12 protein-coding genes and 1 tRNA gene are annotated in these 14,779 nt (G+C 63.5%); 10 read left to right on the forward strand and 3 right to left on the reverse strand.

What is annotated here, in order from left to right; translation table 11 throughout:
* Positions 1 to 4 precede the first annotated feature (4 nt).
* From D105_RS0108215 to D105_RS0108230, 4 genes are read left to right on the forward strand one after another with little or no spacing between them, the layout of a single operon-like run.
* Complete coding sequence (locus D105_RS0108215; protein WP_026280448.1) at positions 5 to 781, forward strand: ferredoxin--NADP reductase; 777 nt, start codon at positions 5 to 7, stop codon at positions 779 to 781.
* Positions 782 to 812: 31 nt separating this feature from the next.
* On the forward strand, positions 813 to 2,447 hold the full coding sequence (locus tag D105_RS0108220; protein WP_018878113.1) for an electron transfer flavoprotein-ubiquinone oxidoreductase: 1,635 nt from the start codon (positions 813 to 815) through the stop codon (positions 2,445 to 2,447).
* Between the two features lie 50 nt (positions 2,448 to 2,497).
* Positions 2,498 to 3,247 (forward strand): electron transfer flavoprotein subunit beta/FixA family protein, encoded by a 750-nt coding sequence (locus tag D105_RS0108225; protein ID WP_018878114.1) that lies wholly within the window; start codon positions 2,498 to 2,500, stop codon positions 3,245 to 3,247.
* Between the two features lies 1 nt (position 3,248).
* A complete protein-coding gene (locus tag D105_RS0108230) occupies positions 3,249 to 4,226 on the forward strand; it encodes an electron transfer flavoprotein subunit alpha/FixB family protein (RefSeq protein WP_018878115.1) in 978 nt (325 codons plus the stop codon).
* Between the two features lie 56 nt (positions 4,227 to 4,282).
* Here the strand turns inward: D105_RS0108230 and D105_RS0108235 are convergent, their stop codons facing one another.
* Positions 4,283 to 5,038: a GntR family transcriptional regulator gene (locus tag D105_RS0108235; protein ID WP_018865564.1), complete on the reverse strand. Its 756-nt coding sequence runs from the start codon at positions 5,036 to 5,038 to the stop codon at positions 4,283 to 4,285.
* Between the two features lie 433 nt (positions 5,039 to 5,471).
* On the opposite strand from D105_RS0108235, the gene D105_RS0108240 reads away from it, so the two are divergent.
* The 6 genes from D105_RS0108240 (at position 5,472) to D105_RS0108265 (ending at position 12,550) form a co-directional block, all read left to right on the forward strand.
* On the forward strand, positions 5,472 to 6,821 hold the full coding sequence (locus tag D105_RS0108240) for an ABC transporter substrate-binding protein (RefSeq protein WP_018879627.1): 1,350 nt from the start codon (positions 5,472 to 5,474) through the stop codon (positions 6,819 to 6,821).
* A gap of 280 nt (positions 6,822 to 7,101) precedes the next feature.
* On the forward strand, positions 7,102 to 7,938 hold the full coding sequence (locus tag D105_RS0108245; protein ID WP_018865566.1) for a DMT family transporter: 837 nt from the start codon (positions 7,102 to 7,104) through the stop codon (positions 7,936 to 7,938).
* A 430-nt stretch (positions 7,939 to 8,368) separates the two neighbouring features.
* On the forward strand, positions 8,369 to 8,947 hold the full coding sequence (locus tag D105_RS0108250; protein ID WP_026280449.1) for a 2OG-Fe(II) oxygenase: 579 nt from the start codon (positions 8,369 to 8,371) through the stop codon (positions 8,945 to 8,947).
* A 107-nt stretch (positions 8,948 to 9,054) separates the two neighbouring features.
* Entirely contained in the window at positions 9,055 to 11,190 is a 2,136-nt protein-coding gene (locus D105_RS0108255; RefSeq protein WP_038032849.1) for an adenosylcobalamin-dependent ribonucleoside-diphosphate reductase, read from the forward strand.
* A gap of 19 nt (positions 11,191 to 11,209) precedes the next feature.
* The gene (locus D105_RS0108260) at positions 11,210 to 11,911 is read left to right on the forward strand and encodes a hypothetical protein (protein ID WP_018878118.1); all 702 of its coding nucleotides are present in this window, start codon (positions 11,210 to 11,212) and stop codon (positions 11,909 to 11,911) included.
* Between the two features lie 210 nt (positions 11,912 to 12,121).
* Positions 12,122 to 12,550, forward strand: a complete 429-nt coding sequence (locus D105_RS0108265; protein ID WP_018878119.1) for a hypothetical protein — start codon at positions 12,122 to 12,124, stop codon at positions 12,548 to 12,550.
* Positions 12,551 to 13,291: 741 nt separating this feature from the next.
* Here D105_RS0108265 and D105_RS14720 read toward each other — a convergent pair.
* Positions 13,292 to 14,509, reverse strand: coding sequence for an AAA family ATPase (locus D105_RS14720; protein WP_081619293.1), 1,218 nt, complete (start codon positions 14,507 to 14,509; stop codon positions 13,292 to 13,294).
* Positions 14,510 to 14,698: 189 nt separating this feature from the next.
* Positions 14,699 to 14,775: transfer RNA gene (locus D105_RS0108280), tRNA-Ile, on the reverse strand.
* Positions 14,776 to 14,779 lie beyond the last annotated feature (4 nt).

The raw sequence follows: 14,779 nt of genomic DNA on the forward strand, positions 1-14,779 counted from the left end.
CCCCATGGCAGCCTGTGACCCACAAGAAGTGCTGAGCGTGCACCACTGGAATGACACGTTGTTCAGCTTCAAGACCACGCGCGACCCGGGCCTGCGCTTCGAGAACGGTCATTTCGTGATGATCGGTCTCGAGGTGGAGGGCAAGCCCCTACTGCGGGCCTACAGCATCGTGAGCCCGAACCACGAGGAATACCTCGAGTTCCTGAGCATCAAGGTTCCGGACGGCCCGTTGACCTCGCGCCTGCAGCACATCAACGAGGGTGATCAGCTCCTGGTAAGCCGCAAGGCGACTGGCACGCTGGTGATCCACGATCTGCTGCCGGGCAAGAACCTGTATCTGTTCGGCACGGGCACCGGCCTCGCACCCTACATGAGCATTATCCGCGACCCGGAAACCTACGAGCGATTCGAGAAGGTGATCCTGGTCCACGGCGTGCGCTACAAAAGCGAGCTGGCCTACCAGGAATATCTGACCGAGGAGCTCCCGAACCACGAATACCTCGGCGAGCTCGCGCAGGAGCAGTTGCTCTATTACCCGACGGTCACGCGCGAGGACTTCGTTCACCAGGGCCGCATCACGGACCTGATCGAGAACGGCAAGATGGCTGAAGACCTCGGTCTGCCGCAGCTCGACCCGGAACAGGACCGCGCCATGATCTGTGGCAGCCCGGCGATGCTCGAGGACCTGTCGAACCTGCTGGATCAGATGGGCTTCACCGCCTCGCCCAAGACGGGCGTGCCGGGTGAGTACGTGATCGAGCGGGCCTTTGTCGAGCAGTAGTCCGGCGGCGCCGACTGAGCGGGAGATCACCATGGAACGCGAGCAGATCGAGATGGATGTGGTCATCGTCGGTGCGGGGCCTGCGGGCCTCGCGGCCTCGATCCGGCTGCGCCAGTTGGCGCAGGACCAGGGCCGGGACGATCTCTCGGTCTGCGTACTGGAAAAGGGGCCCGAGGTCGGGGCGCATATCCTTTCCGGTGCGGTGATCGATCCGCGCTCGCTCGACGAATTGATCCCCGACTGGCGCGATCTCGGAGCGCCGTTGAAAACGTCCGCCGTGGATGATCACTTCCTGTTGCTGCGCGAGCATGGAAGCCTGCGGCTGCCCACTCCCGGCGCACTGCGTAACGAGGGAAATTATGTGGGCTCGCTGGGCAACCTGTGCCGCTGGCTGGGCGAGCAGGCGGAGGCACAGGGGGTGGACATCTACCCGGGCTTCGCGGCGGCCGAGGTGCTGTACGACGAACAGGGTTCCGTGCGCGGTGTGGCCACCGCGGACACCGGCTTGCAGCCGGACGGTACGCCCGGCCCGCAGCACGAGCCCGGTGTGGAGATCGTGGCCGGGCGAACCCTGCTGGCGGAGGGCTGCCGTGGATCGTTGAGCCAGCAGGTGATTGCCGCCTACGAACTGGATCGAGATGCCGATCCGCAGACCTACGGCATTGGCATAAAGGAGGTCTGGGAAGTAGATGAATCCGTCCACCGCCCGGGCACCGTGGTGCATACCGTCGGTTGGCCCCTGGACGCCCGAACCTACGGCGGCGGCTTCCTGTACCACTTCGACGAGCGCCGCGTGTCCGTGGGGTTCGTGGTCGGGCTCGATTACGCCAACCCGAACCTCTCGCCTTACCAGGAGATGCAGCGGTTCAAGACCCATCCGGAGATTCGCCGCCATCTCGAGGGTGGGCGCCGCCTGTCCTATGGTGCGAGGGCCTTGGTGGAGGGTGGGGTTCAGTCCTGCCCCAAGCTGGAATTCCCGGGCGGGATGCTGGTGGGGGATGCCGCGGGCCTGCTGAACGTGGCGCGCATCAAGGGCACCCACACCGCCATGAAGTCCGGGATGCTGGCGGCGGAGGCGGTGTTCGAGCATTGGGCGAACGCATCCGAGCCGGCGGCGGCTACTGGCGTGGACCGGGCGCTGGCGGATTCCTGGGTCTGGTCCGAGCTTCGGCGCGCGCGCAATATCCGCCCCGCCTTCGCCCGCTGGGGATTGTGGGGCGGGCTGGCGTATGCCGCGGCAGACACCTATTTGTTCGGTGGCCGTGCGCCATGGACGTTCTCCCAGCACGCGGATCACGAGCAGCTACAGCGCCAGTCGGAGGCCTCGCCCATCGAGTATCCGGCGCCGGACGGGGAGCTTACATTCCCGTTGTTGTCGTCGGTGCATCTGTCGAACACCAATCACGACGAGAACCAGCCCTGCCATCTGCGGCTGCGTGATCCCGATGTCCCCATTCAGTTGAACCTCGCCGAATTCGGGGCGCCGGAGACACGCTACTGCCCAGCCGGGGTGTACGAGATTGTCGATGGCGACCAGGGGCCGCGCCTGCAGATCAACGCAGCCAACTGCGTGCACTGCAAGACCTGTGACATCAAGGACCCCACCCAGAATATCCAGTGGCAGGTACCGCAAGGCGGCGAGGGCCCGATCTATTCGGGCATGTAGGCCGCATCGAGTCCGATTGCCGGGCCGCAAAGTCAACGGGAGTGAATGCGATGAAAGTACTGGTCGGCGTAAAACGCGTGATCGATTACAACGTGAACATCCGCGTAAAGGCGGATGGTAGCGGTGTCGAGACTGAAAATGTCCGGATGTCCGCTAATCCCTTCGACGAGATTGCGCTGGAGGAGGCCGTACGCCTGAAAGAGGCCGGTATCTGCAGCGAGTTGCTGGCGGTGACGGTGGGTGACGAGGCCAGTCAGGAGGTTCTGCGCAGCGCCCTGGCAATGGGCGCGGACCGCGCGATCCGGATCGATGTGCCGGAATCGCCGCAGCCCCTGAACGTGGCCGCGTTGCTGGCCGCGGTCGCGCGCGAGGAGGCCGTCGACCTGGTGCTTCTTGGCAAACAGGCGATCGACGATGATGCCAACCAGACCGGACAGATGGCCGCTGCATTGCTTGGCTGGCCCCAGGGTACCTTCGCGTCCGAGTTGACCATCGAAGAGGGCCGGGCGCGGGTAGCACGCGAGATTGATGGCGGGCAGCAGACCGTTGAACTGGACCTGCCTGCCGTGGTGACCGCGGACCTGCGACTCAACGAGCCCCGGTTCGTGAAGCTGCCCGCGATGATGAAGGCGAAGAAACGTCCCATCGAGGAGCGCACGCCCGAGGCCCTGGGCGTGGATATGCGTCCGCGGGTGGAGCGGGTCAAGGTTTCCGAGCCCGTTCCCCGCGAGGCGGGTGTGAAGGTCGCGGACGTGGACGAACTGCTGGACAAGCTGCGCAACGAAGCGGGGGTGATCTGAGATGGCGAACACGATACTGGTTGTAGCGGAGACGGCAGGGGAGACACTGGCCGCCAGCACCTTGTCCACCCTGACGGCCGCCCGCGAACTGGACGGTCCCATCGACGTCCTGGTAGCGGGTGCACGCCCCGCGGCGGCGGCCGAAAGCCTCGCCTCGATGGCCGGGGTCCGCCGTGTGCTGGTTGCCGAGGCGCCTCATCTGGCAGGCGGCCTTGCTGAGGATCTTTCCGGGTTGGTGGCTGGACATGTCGAGCACTACAGTCATGTGCTGGCGTCCGCCACCACGTTCGGGAAAAACCTGCTCCCCCGGGTGGCGGCGCTGGTCGACATCCAGATGGTCTCGGATGTCACCGTGATCCAGGACGCGGAGACGTTCGTGCACCCGATCTACGCGGGCAATGCCAACGAAACCTTGCGGGTGCTGGAGCCGCACAAGTTGTTGACCATACGCCCGACTGCGTTCGCCAAAGAGGTGGTGGGCGGCGGTGAGGCCCAGCTTGAACGCATTGAGGTCGGTGAGACCCAGGCCCAGTCCCGCGAGGTCGAACTCCAACTCGACCAGTCGGACCGGCCGCAACTGGAATCCTCCGGGATTGTCGTATCCGGGGGGCGAGCCTTCGGCAGCCTGGAGAAATTCCGTCTGCTGGAGGAACTGGCAGCGGATCTGAACGCCGCCGTGGGCGCCTCGCGGGCAGCCGTGGATGCCGGTTATGCCCCCAACGACTGCCAGGTGGGACAGACCGGCAAGGTGGTCGCACCGGAGCTGTACATTGCGGTGGGCATCTCCGGCGCCATTCAGCACCTCGCCGGCATGACCGGATCCAAGGTCATCGTCGCCATCAACAAGGACCCGGATGCCCCGATCTTCGGCGTGGCCGACTACGGCCTGGTCGGCGACCTGTTCGATATCCTGCCGGAGCTCCACGAGAAGATCCGGCAGCTGCGAAGCGAGCCGGCACCCGGTCTGGCAGAAGCTTGAGTCGTGTCCTGGCGGGGTAACCGGCGCGTACAGTGGCGGTTACCCCACGGGATCGGTTACGAACGATCGATCTCGAATCGATACTTGAACGAGTCGCCACTGAAAAACAGAAACTCGTAGTCGATGGGCCGTCCGGAGCGATCGTGGGTTAGACGTTCCACCTGCAGAACCGGGTCGGCTGCCGACAGGCCCAGCTCCTTCTGTACTTCGTTGTTCGCGAGCCCGGCATCGATGCTGATGTTGGCTGCACCCAGCGGGATGCCCGAGAGGTTCTCCAGGATCGGGAAGATGTCGCCCGAAAGATCCTGATTGAACAAGGGGCGCCCCACATCCAATGGGAAATAACTGACTTCCAGTGACACTGGGACCCGGTTCAGGTAGCGCACCCGCTTCACTTCGACCACCGAGCCGCTTGTTGCACCCCCAAGGTCGAGTGCGTCGCGCACATTCTTGGGCGGGACCATTTCTTCGATTGAAACCACCCGCGCCGTTGCTTCGTAGCCCTGGGCCGCCATGGCCTCGCCAAAGCCTTCCAGGCGCCGCACGTTCTGCACCGCCTTCGGCTTGCTGACAAAACTGCCCTTGCCCTGTGAGCTGAAGATCAGGCCTTCGTTGTGCAGGTCACGCAGTGCCTGACGAATGGTAATGCGGCTGACGCCGAACCGTCGGGTGAGTTCGCTCTCGGATGGGAGCTTCTGGTGCGGCTGGTAGGTGCCGTCGAGGATCCTTTGGCGCAATGTTTCCTTGATCTGGACATACAGGGGCTGCGGGGATTCCTGAAGCGTTTGGCGGTCCGGGGTGCTGGATTCCATGGGCGCGTCTCGTTCCTCGATTCAACTCATCATATCGTGTCATAGAAGGAGTGAGATGGGTAGGGGAACGGACGGTTTGGCTGAGCGAAGTCGGCCGCGGGGTGCCGAATACGGCAGGTGTATTGCTTGTCATGATTGCTGGCGTTCACAGCCGTTATCCGGCACTCCAATAGCGCAGGGATTCCCCAGGTTGGGGCGGTGACGGGCATGGCGGCGGAAGCCGAGGTATTCCTTATTGAAGAATAAAACTCAAGGAAAACAGAAAGGTGCGGATTGTTTTCCCTCGATTGCGGAGTGCGGCACGGAATCTGCTGCGTATCCGGTAGATCAGTCATGGCCTGTTAGTACAGGCAAGTCCCCGAGCCGGGTCTAGTCGGCTGATCAAACGTTGGATGCGCCATTTTGGCGGACACTTAATTTTGGGAGAAGAACCATGCGTTGGAAGCCAATCGTTGCCGGTGTAGCAATCGCGGCCTTTTCCGGGGCCGCGGTGGCCGAGACGATCCAGATCCGGGTCGGGCACCAGAGTCAGGTCACCAATACGGTATCGGGCGGGGTCGTCATCGAACGCCTGCGTCTATTCGAGGAACACTTGCCAACCGATGGCAGATACGAAGATGTCGATTTCGTCGTCCAGTACGCCGACTTCGACTCCGGTCCGCCGATTACCAACCGAATGATCGCCGGGCAGCTCGAGTTCGGGGTCATGGGCGACTACCCGCTAATCGTGAACGGCGCGACCTTCCAGAATACTGGTCGTGCCGAGTCCTTGTTCGTTGCCATGACTGGGTACAACGCCCGCGGTACGGGTAATGGCATTGTGGTTCCAGTCGATTCCCCTGCGCAGAGTCTGTCGGATCTCGCCGGCCAGCAGCTTTCGACGCCGTTCGGCAGTGCCGCCTGGGGTATGACCCTGGATGCGCTGAGCCAGGCCGGTATCCTGGATGACATCCAGCTTCGCGACCAGGGGCCACCGGTCGGGGTAGCGAATATCCGTACGGGTAACATCGATGCTCATTCGAACTTCACCCCGTGGTCCGAGGTGATGGAGTATCGCGGGTTTGGCCGTAAGGTCTTCGACGGTAGCGAAGTCGGCCAGCCGACGTTCCATGGGACCGTGGTCCGTGACGACTTCGCGGAAGAGCATCCGCGTGTGGTTGAGGCGTACATTGCAGCCACGATGGAGGCGCAGGACTGGATCATGGAAGACCCCATGCGGGCGGCGACCAAGCTGGAAGAGTGGACCACGATCGAGAAAGAGGTCCTGTACCTGTACTTCAGCGAGGGCGGCATTACGTCGGTCGATCCGACCCTGAAACCCGAGTGGGTGGACGCGCTGAAGTATCACCATGCGACGCTGCAGCGGGAGCGTTCGGTCCCCGAACTGGACTTTGACCGCTGGGTGGACGACAGCTTCGTGCGAGCCGTCTACGAGGCTCAAGGCAAGGACTACGAGGAGCAGCTGGGCAAGATCACCCGATCCGAACCGGGCGCGCCCGGACTTCCGCCGGCCGAGGTCTGGTTCGCCGAAGAAGGCATTATCAAGTACGACTCCATTGGCGAGATGCTGGCCGCGGTCGAAGAGGTCGAGGAGTCAGGTTCCGACGAGGTTCGTGCGACGTATGTCTACGACCACGGCACGGGCCTCAAGCTGTTCGGCCACGTGGCGTCGTTCGTGGAAACCGAGGACGACTACGTCGCGTTCATGCGGGCCGGTGACGCCGAGGAATATGCCAGCGAGAACGGTGGCACCACTGTCGAACTGGCCGCCCTTCGTTACTAGGGTTCTATCCATGTAGCGGGTTATCCGACTCGCTTGTCTGAGGAAGCCATGGCCGCTCCGATCGGCCATGGCTTTTTTCCTGACACAGGGCCGGCTGTCGCATTCGCAACGATGAAGCCGAGGGAGCAATCCAGCCTCTGTGCCCCACTGAACTCGCGGTGCGATTTTCGGCACCATGCCCTGCTCGTCACGCAACCGCTCGGGTTGCTCGGCCACCGCCGCCTCCCTCGGGGTATGGATGCATCGCATCCTCCTGTCAGATAGAAGGAATCCGACGCCGATGCCGGTGCGCTTAGCAACGCTGATGTCAGTGGCGCTCATAGCGTTCGCCGCCAATTCCATCCTGACGCGTGCCGCGTTCACCTCAACGTCCATTGATCCGGTCAGCTTTACCGCGATCCGGCTTGTCTCCGGAGCGATCATGCTGTGGCTGATCGTTCGGGCCCAGCCGACCCTTCCAGAAGGACGGGGCAGTTGGGGGTCAGCGCTCGCACTCTTCGTGTACGCCATCGGGTTTTCGTTCGCCTACATTTCCCTGACCGCGGCGACCGGAGCGCTGCTGCTGTTCGGCGCGGTCCAGGTGACCATGGTCAGTTGGTATCTGGCGGCCGGCGCACGATTGACGTCTCGCCAATGGATAGGCTTCGCCCTGGCTTTAGCAGGACTCATCTGGTTGCTGTCGCCCGGGCTCTCGGCACCGCCCCCGATTCCTGCTGCATTAATGATCGTGGCCGGCTTCGCTTGGGGTGTCTACACGCTGCGGGCGAGTGGCAGTGGCGATCCGACCCGGGTCACGGCATCCAACTTCCTCCTGGCGAGCTTGCCTGCGCTGGTCCTGGCGGTGGCTTTCAGTCCAGGCGCCGTCGTGGACATTCCGGGTGCACTACTGGCCGCGGCGTCGGGCGCCCTGGCCTCCGGTCTGGGATATGCGGTCTGGTACGCCGCGCTCAAGCTCATTCGGACCTCCACCGCTGCGGTTGCCCAGCTGAGCGTGCCGGTGATCACCGCCATTGCAGGGATCGGCCTCCTCGCGGAGCCGTTGACCCTGCGTCTGGTGTTCGCCGGCATTGTCGTGTTGGGTGGTATTGCGCTGGTGGTCGTAAAGCCGAAGAGCTGAAGACCGATGTTCGGCAACGTCGGAGAACGCGACGTCAGGCGGCATTGGATCTGCCGATGACGTCCTGGCTCAGGAAAATCGGAATGACCTCGTCGGCGGTTGTCATTATTTCGCCCCGTTCTGGTGTATAAGCAAGTCTTTTATTGGATAGCGCGTTGGCAGGGGGCCTCGGCGCTTTCGACCCGCCGTTCCGGCGGCTGCCGCATACCAAACACGGTAGGCGGCAGAAATTACTGATCGCGCATCCCCGTGCGATGTTGGATGAGGCTACAAGGGCTTGAAAACTGAACTGGTGATCCCCGCTCCCGACACAACCACTCCGCCAAGCGCGGTGTCCGGGGCTGTAGTTCCTGCGGCAATGCTCGGGGAGGGAGCATTCGGAGATACTTCCGTTCCCGACTGGCTGTATGGGCTCGCCGCCGGCGAGCCCGTGGTCTGGCCCGACTTCCTGCCCGAGGACACGGTCGATGCGCTGCATGACGAGATCTACGCCCTGCGTGATGCCGCGCAGCTGGCGCAGGCGCGGATCGGTCGGGGTGGCGAGCGCCATCGCGACCGGGCCACCCGCGGTGACTGGATCCACTGGCTGGATGGTGCCAGCCCGGCCCAGCAGGCGTTCATGGAGCGCCTGGATGCGATACGGCTGGAGGTGGGCCGGTCGCTGATCCCGGGCCTGTTCGAGACGGAATCGCACTTTGCCCTGTACCCGCCCGGCACCCATTACGCCCGGCATGTGGATGCCTTCCAGGCCGGCAACTGCCGCCGGCTGTCGCTGGTGTTCTATCTGAACCGCGACTGGCACGAGCAGGACGGCGGCCAGCTCGCGATCTATGACGATGCCGGCCGCGAATGCCAGCGCATCCAGCCGACGGCTGGCACGCTGGTGATGTTCCTGAGCCAGACCGTGCCGCACGCGGTCCTGCCCACCCACCGCTGGCGCGCCAGCATCGCCTCCTGGATGCGCGTACGCGAGCTTGCCAACCCGCTCGCCGGGCTCGACCGCTTCTGACGCTTCTGAAACCGGTCGCGGCGCGTTCTTGCAGCCTGCGGCGCCGGCGCCCATGATCGGGAGAGGGCCTCAGCGCCCTTCGGTCGAGCGCAACGCGGCGGGCCAATATGGGCAAGAGCCGGCAAAGGCAGGGCAACAATCGCCTCCCCCGAGACACGTCGCCTGACGTGCCCCTGCAGCCCTCTTCGGCTTCGATCTGGGCCGAGCGCTATCAGTTGCGTGACGCCCGGGGCGAGCCGGTGGATGCCTCGGTCGAGGCGATGTTCGACCGTGTCGCCCTGGCCCTCGCGGCGGTCGAGGCGCCGGAGAAGCGCGCGCCGATCGAGCGCGAGTTCCGCTGGGCGCTGGACAATGGCGCCATCCCGGCCGGGCGGATACTGGCCAATGCCGGGGCCGAGGTGTACAAGCCGCAGACCACACTGATCAACTGCACCGTATCGCGCACGATCCGGGACTCGCTGCAGGCCATCCTCGATGCCAATACCGCCGCCGGCCTGACGCTCAAGGCCGGGGCCGGGATCGGCTACGACTTCAGCACCCTGCGCCCGAAGGGTGCGCTGGTCGCGGGTGCGGGCGCGCCGACCAACGGCCCGGTCGCGTTCATGCAGATCTTCGACCAGACCTGCCGCACCATCGGCGCGGCCGGTGGTCGCCGCGGGGCGCAGATGGCAACGCTGGACATCGGTCATCCGGATATCGAGCGTTTCATCCTCGCCAAGCGCTGCAAGGGGCGGCTGACCCAGTTCAACCTGTCCGTGCTGGTGCGCGATGCCTTTCTGGAGGCCGTGGAGCGCGACGACGAATGGGCGCTCGCCTTCCCGCTGCTGCCCGTCGAGCAGGACCGGGTGGCGACATCCGAGCTTGTCTATCGCGACTGGCCGGTGGTCGAGGACGGCTACCGCGTCGACGACCAGGGCCGGGTGGCCTGCCGTGTCTACCGCTGTGTGCGCGCCCGCGAGCTGTGGGACACGCTGATGCGCAGCACCTATGACGTCGGCGAACCCGGCGTCATCCTGATCGATCAGGTCAACCGCCAGAACAACGCCTGGTTCGACGAGGTGATCCGCGCCACCAACCCCTGCGGCGAGGAGCCGCTGCCGCCGGACGGGGCCTGTCTGCTGGGGTCGGTGAACCTGACCCGGTTCGTGTCCGCGTCGTTCACCGCCGATGCTGCCTTCGACTGGGAACGCTTCGAGCGGGTGGTGCGCGTGTTCACACGCATGCTGGACAACGTCGCGGACATCTCCGGGCTTCCGCTGCCGGAGCAGCGCGCCGAGATGCTGCGCAAGCGCCGCCACGGCATGGGCATCCTCGGGCTCGGTTCGGCGCTGGCGATGCTGGGGGAGGCCTACGGATCCGAGTCGGCCGCCGACTTCACCGCAGAGGTCTGTCGTCGCATGGCGCTGGAGAGCTGGCGCGCCGGACTGGAGCTCGCGCGCGAGAAGGGCCCGGCGCCGATCATGGACGAGGACTTCACGCTGACCGCGGACATGCTCCGGCGTCAGCCGGCGCTGGCCGAGGCCGGCTATCAGGTCGGCGACGTGCTGAAGGGTCGGGAGCTGCATGCCCGCTTCAGCCCCTACATGCAGCGCATCACCGAGGAGGACCCGGCGCTGGTCGCGGCGCTGGCCGAGGAGGGCGCGCGCTTTACCCACGCGACCTCCATCGCGCCCACCGGGACCATCAGCTTCTCGGTCGCCAACAACGCGAGCAACGGCATCGAGCCAACCTTTCTCCACCACACCACGCGCAACATCCGTCGCCCCGGGCGGCGCACCCGCGAGGCCGTGGACTGCTACTCGTTTGAGCTGCTGGCCTACCGCGCCCGCGTCGATGCCGAGGCGGGGCCGGGGGATCTTCCCGCCAACGCGATCACCGCGGATCGGGTCAGTGTGGATGCCCACATCCGCATGCAGGCCGCCGCGCAGCCGTGGGTGGACTCGGCCATCTCCAAGACGCTCAACGTCCCGAGCGATATCCCGTTCGAGGACTTCCAGCAGGTCTACCTGCAGGCCTGGCGCGTCGGGCTCAAGGGCTGCACCACCTACCGGCCCAACCCGCAGGCGGAGATGGGCGTGCTGATGGACCCCGAGCGCCTGCGCAGCACCTGGTACACCTTCACCCTGGCGGACGGCCGGGAACTGACCCTGCGTGGCGACGAAGAGGTCGAGTACGAAGGCCAGATCCACACCGCCGCCAACCTCTTCGCCGCGCTGGACGAGGGCTACTACGACGACGTCTGACGCCGTCGGGGAGGACACGATGCACCGGATCGACCAGCCCATCATCGCCTTTCGCCGCTCGGACACCCCGCAGGGCGAGGGCGCGTCCGGCAGCGACGATCACCCGCTGGGCAAACGCATTCCGTCGCGCCCCGAGGGCGAACTCGAGTCGGTCACCGAGAAGGTGCGCTACTGGACCCAGGACGGGCCGCAGACGGTTTATCTGGTGGTCAGCTTCGTCGCCGTCTCCGGCACGGTCAGCGGCGAGCGCGTGACCATCGAACGCCCGATCGAATTCTTCCTGCCCACCGGACAGCACTCCGAGTCCTACCAGTGGATCTCCGCCACTATGCGCAGCCTGTCGCTGGCGGCCCGTGGCGGCTACGCCGCCCGCGCCCTGCGCGACCTGCGCAAGGTCACCTGGGACCGCGGCCCGGTCCGCTGCGGCGAAAACGAGTACGGCAAGCCGCTGTATCACCCCTCCGAGGTCGCCGCGATCGCCCACGCCCTGCAACGCATCCTCCAGCGCCGCGGCTTCCTCGACCCCGACGGCCACCCCCGCCCGCTACGCGAACTGGTCGCCAACTACCGCGACCGGGACCGGACCCCGGAAGTCTCCGCCACCCTGGAAGCCCCGCATCGGGTGGCCACAGCCGCCGCCCCCTGCCCGCAGTGCGATGGCCACCTCGAAATCATCGACGGCTGCCCGACCTGCCGTGACTGCGGCTATTCGAAGTGCTAGTGCCTTCGGGCGAAGGCGGGCGGGACCCGAACGGCTGGCGACTCTGAAACCAAGAAAACGAACCGGGTACCAGGCGCCGACACGCGATCGACCAAAGGCTCACCCGGCCCTGAAGCACCATGGATAACCCCTTGGCTTGCAGGGCCGCCGTAGAAATCTCGAAGGGCGTCTCGTAGTCTCCCCGCCTCATCCATTCCGCCTGGAGAGACCGTGGCCCACATCCTGAACCCGTACGCTGACGATCAGCCCGAGCCGAAGCACATCGTGCTGCGCGCCCGCAGTGGGCAGGCGGTTTCGGCCAATTTCACCCTGCAGGATCGGCGAGGACGCCAGAGCGCGGCGGAATATCTGTTTCATCTCTATTCCACCATCAAGCAGAAGCTGGACGAGCCGGTCCTGGATACCGCTGCGCCCTCGCCGGACGACCAGACCGCCATGCAGCGACTGATCCTCTACTCGGCCGGCGCCCACGACACCATGTTCGGCACCTTCAATGCCTCCAGCGCTTCCTCCGAGATGCCGGAGGAGGAGCGCAACGAGTTCGTCGAGATCTTCCTGCTGGCCTGCGCCACGGTCATCGAAGGCCAGCGAATCACCGTCGACCTCCAGCGCGGCCTCATCACCGCCGAGACAGCCTGAACGTTTGTCTTGGTCAGGTTTTGCCTCTTGGCCCGCCTTAATCAGTGAGGCGAAATCCAAAGGTAGACCCTTTGGGCTATGGATGCGGTTACGATCTTCCCCAGCTTCTAATCGATTCAGAAAACCGAGCAAACGAGTCGCTAGTGGCATCACGCGCGTCTACCAATCCGAGCTCGTACACCATCTTCGCTATCTCGCGGGAGTCGCTCTCCCGGTAGTCTCTTGTGGTAGAACGCTGTGGGCGCAGGGCTCGCCGAAGCTCTTCTTTTGCGTGTTGAATCAGGCCGACGTTTGACCCTGAACGTGACGGATCACGCCACTTTCTGTTGACTGACCGAACAGCTTCAGGCCACAAGAACCACCACGCCTCGAGTTCCCAGGCAGGGGTCGCGGCTATGGCGTTTACTCCTTCCTCAGAAAGTAGTCTTTCGATTCGAGAGGAAAGCACTTCATGGGCGGGTTCCACGTTGTCGCAGTCTTCGTGAGCTATGACAAAAAGAACATCCCGCGCGCAGCGCTCGGCCTTTATGAATTCAGCAATTCCAATGGCGTTCTTGCGCGCCTTCGCCTCTTCCCTCCCCCTAACGAGCACTTGAGGCTTGCGCCGAGTTTGGGGGCGTGGCAAGTCATTCCGCAGCGCGTGCGTAAGCCACGCGAGCGACTCCGTGTCGTTTTGGTCCTCACCGAATATCAAGATTACAGGAGGTCGCTTTCGCTCCTTTTTATCCTTCTTCCTGTGCTTCAAAGAACACCACCAAGTGCGCCAGAAAACCAAAGTTCTCCCAGATCAAGCTCTGTGGAATCGCTCATTTCTGCGACGAGCTCGGGATCAATTGCCGGAATCACCGATTCACCGAGATGATTGCGCTCGCAGACGATTAGCTCAGAAGGGTCTAGACGATTTACTAACGCCGGAGAATGCGTGACGACGATAAGCTGCGTGCGCTCCTTGGCGTCGCGCATGCGCTCTACGATGCGATCTAGCGCGTGCGGGTGCAATCCATGGTCAATTTCTTCTACGCACGTCAGTAGCGGTGGATTCGGGTCATGCAGCATAGCCAGAATCGCGATGGCCCTTACGGTCCCAAATGAGGCCGCGCCCAAGGGTGTCGTGCCAGTGAGAGACTCCTCCACAATCCGGATTTCGACACCTTCCTGGCTGCCGCCAATGGGGTGAAGCTCAAGGTCGATGATCCCGGGGACTATCGTACTCAGGTCATCCTTCAACAGGCCAAATGTCTCTGGATGGGCCACCGACAACCATGAAAGAAAGGCGGCGACATTGCTGCCGTCCGACTCCAAACGCGATGTGGTCGTCTCTCGAGAGGGGCGGCGTGCTGCCCAACCATCTACCTCAAAAACCCGAAAGGTTTCGAATAACTTGGCAAGTTCGTCAACTTGGATCGCGCCTGCGTTGCGCCCAAGACGTCGAAGTGTGGAAAGCCCCGATGAACGGGAGGCAAGACCTAGTTCTTGTTGGTCAGAGTCCGTGCGAGCCCCATCGTCGATGGTCACTTTTCCGCCTCGAACGGTGATGCGTCGCCCGCGGCCTTGCGTCCTCTTAAATTGGAGATTCTCGATGCGAGCTAATATTTGTTTTTCATCACCTGACTTTGCCGAGCGAACCCGACGTTGCCAAAAGGTTAGCCCGTATTCATCAGGCGCGTTGGCGCTGGCGTAAGTGGTAACTTGCGCCTTGATGCCAATCTTTATTCTATTGCTGCTTGATGTGGACTTGCTGCGGGCGCCTCTAAAACGCAACGCCTCGAAACCACCGTGACTCTCAATCGCGGGAAGCAGGTCAGTCCGGACAGTGTCACCAAGAAACTGGATGACCTTGAGAAGATTGGTCTTTCCGGCCGCATTCGGCCCGACGAGGACATTGAGATCCCTCAGCTCAACCTGAACGTCATTCAGGCTCAGAAAGTTTTCAGCGCTTATTGAGTGTAGTGGACGCATTTTCTCGGGCTGTGTTCGTCTAGCCTATAGTTGGGCGACACCAACAGAATCCACATAGTGCCCATGGTGGAACCTGTTGTACATGGGGTGGCATTCCCGACTGGACGCCCGAGGAAACGAAATACTCGCCTACATGGTACCTACAAGTTTGTGGAGCGTGCAGCCACGTTTCGTAACTATCTGAAAATGTGGTGGGCCCGGTCGGACTCGAACCGACGACCAAGGGATTATGAGTCCCCTGCTCTAACCAACTGAGCTACAGGCCCGTAT

This window comes from Thioalkalivibrio sp. ALE28, from assembly GCF_000377425.1.
In the GTDB taxonomy this organism is placed as follows: Bacteria; Pseudomonadota; Gammaproteobacteria; order Ectothiorhodospirales; family Ectothiorhodospiraceae; genus Thioalkalivibrio.

What these genes read in the sequence shown, in the direction of transcription:
- D105_RS0108215 (WP_026280448.1), top strand. Translation starts at nt 5, where the DNA reads ATGGCAGCCTGTGACCCACAAGAAGTGCTGAGCGTGCACCACTGGAAT.
- D105_RS0108220 (WP_018878113.1), top strand. Translation starts at nt 813, where the DNA reads ATGGAACGCGAGCAGATCGAGATGGATGTGGTCATCGTCGGTGCGGGG.
- D105_RS0108225 (WP_018878114.1), top strand. Translation starts at nt 2,498, where the DNA reads ATGAAAGTACTGGTCGGCGTAAAACGCGTGATCGATTACAACGTGAAC.
- D105_RS0108230 (WP_018878115.1), top strand. Translation starts at nt 3,249, where the DNA reads ATGGCGAACACGATACTGGTTGTAGCGGAGACGGCAGGGGAGACACTG.
- D105_RS0108235 (WP_018865564.1), bottom strand. Translation starts at nt 5,038, where the DNA reads ATGGAATCCAGCACCCCGGACCGCCAAACGCTTCAGGAATCCCCGCAG.
- D105_RS0108240 (WP_018879627.1), top strand. Translation starts at nt 5,472, where the DNA reads ATGCGTTGGAAGCCAATCGTTGCCGGTGTAGCAATCGCGGCCTTTTCC.
- D105_RS0108245 (WP_018865566.1), top strand. Translation starts at nt 7,102, where the DNA reads ATGCCGGTGCGCTTAGCAACGCTGATGTCAGTGGCGCTCATAGCGTTC.
- D105_RS0108255 (WP_038032849.1), top strand. Translation starts at nt 9,055, where the DNA reads ATGGGCAAGAGCCGGCAAAGGCAGGGCAACAATCGCCTCCCCCGAGAC.
- D105_RS0108260 (WP_018878118.1), top strand. Translation starts at nt 11,210, where the DNA reads ATGCACCGGATCGACCAGCCCATCATCGCCTTTCGCCGCTCGGACACC.
- D105_RS14720 (WP_081619293.1), bottom strand. Translation starts at nt 14,509, where the DNA reads ATGCGTCCACTACACTCAATAAGCGCTGAAAACTTTCTGAGCCTGAAT.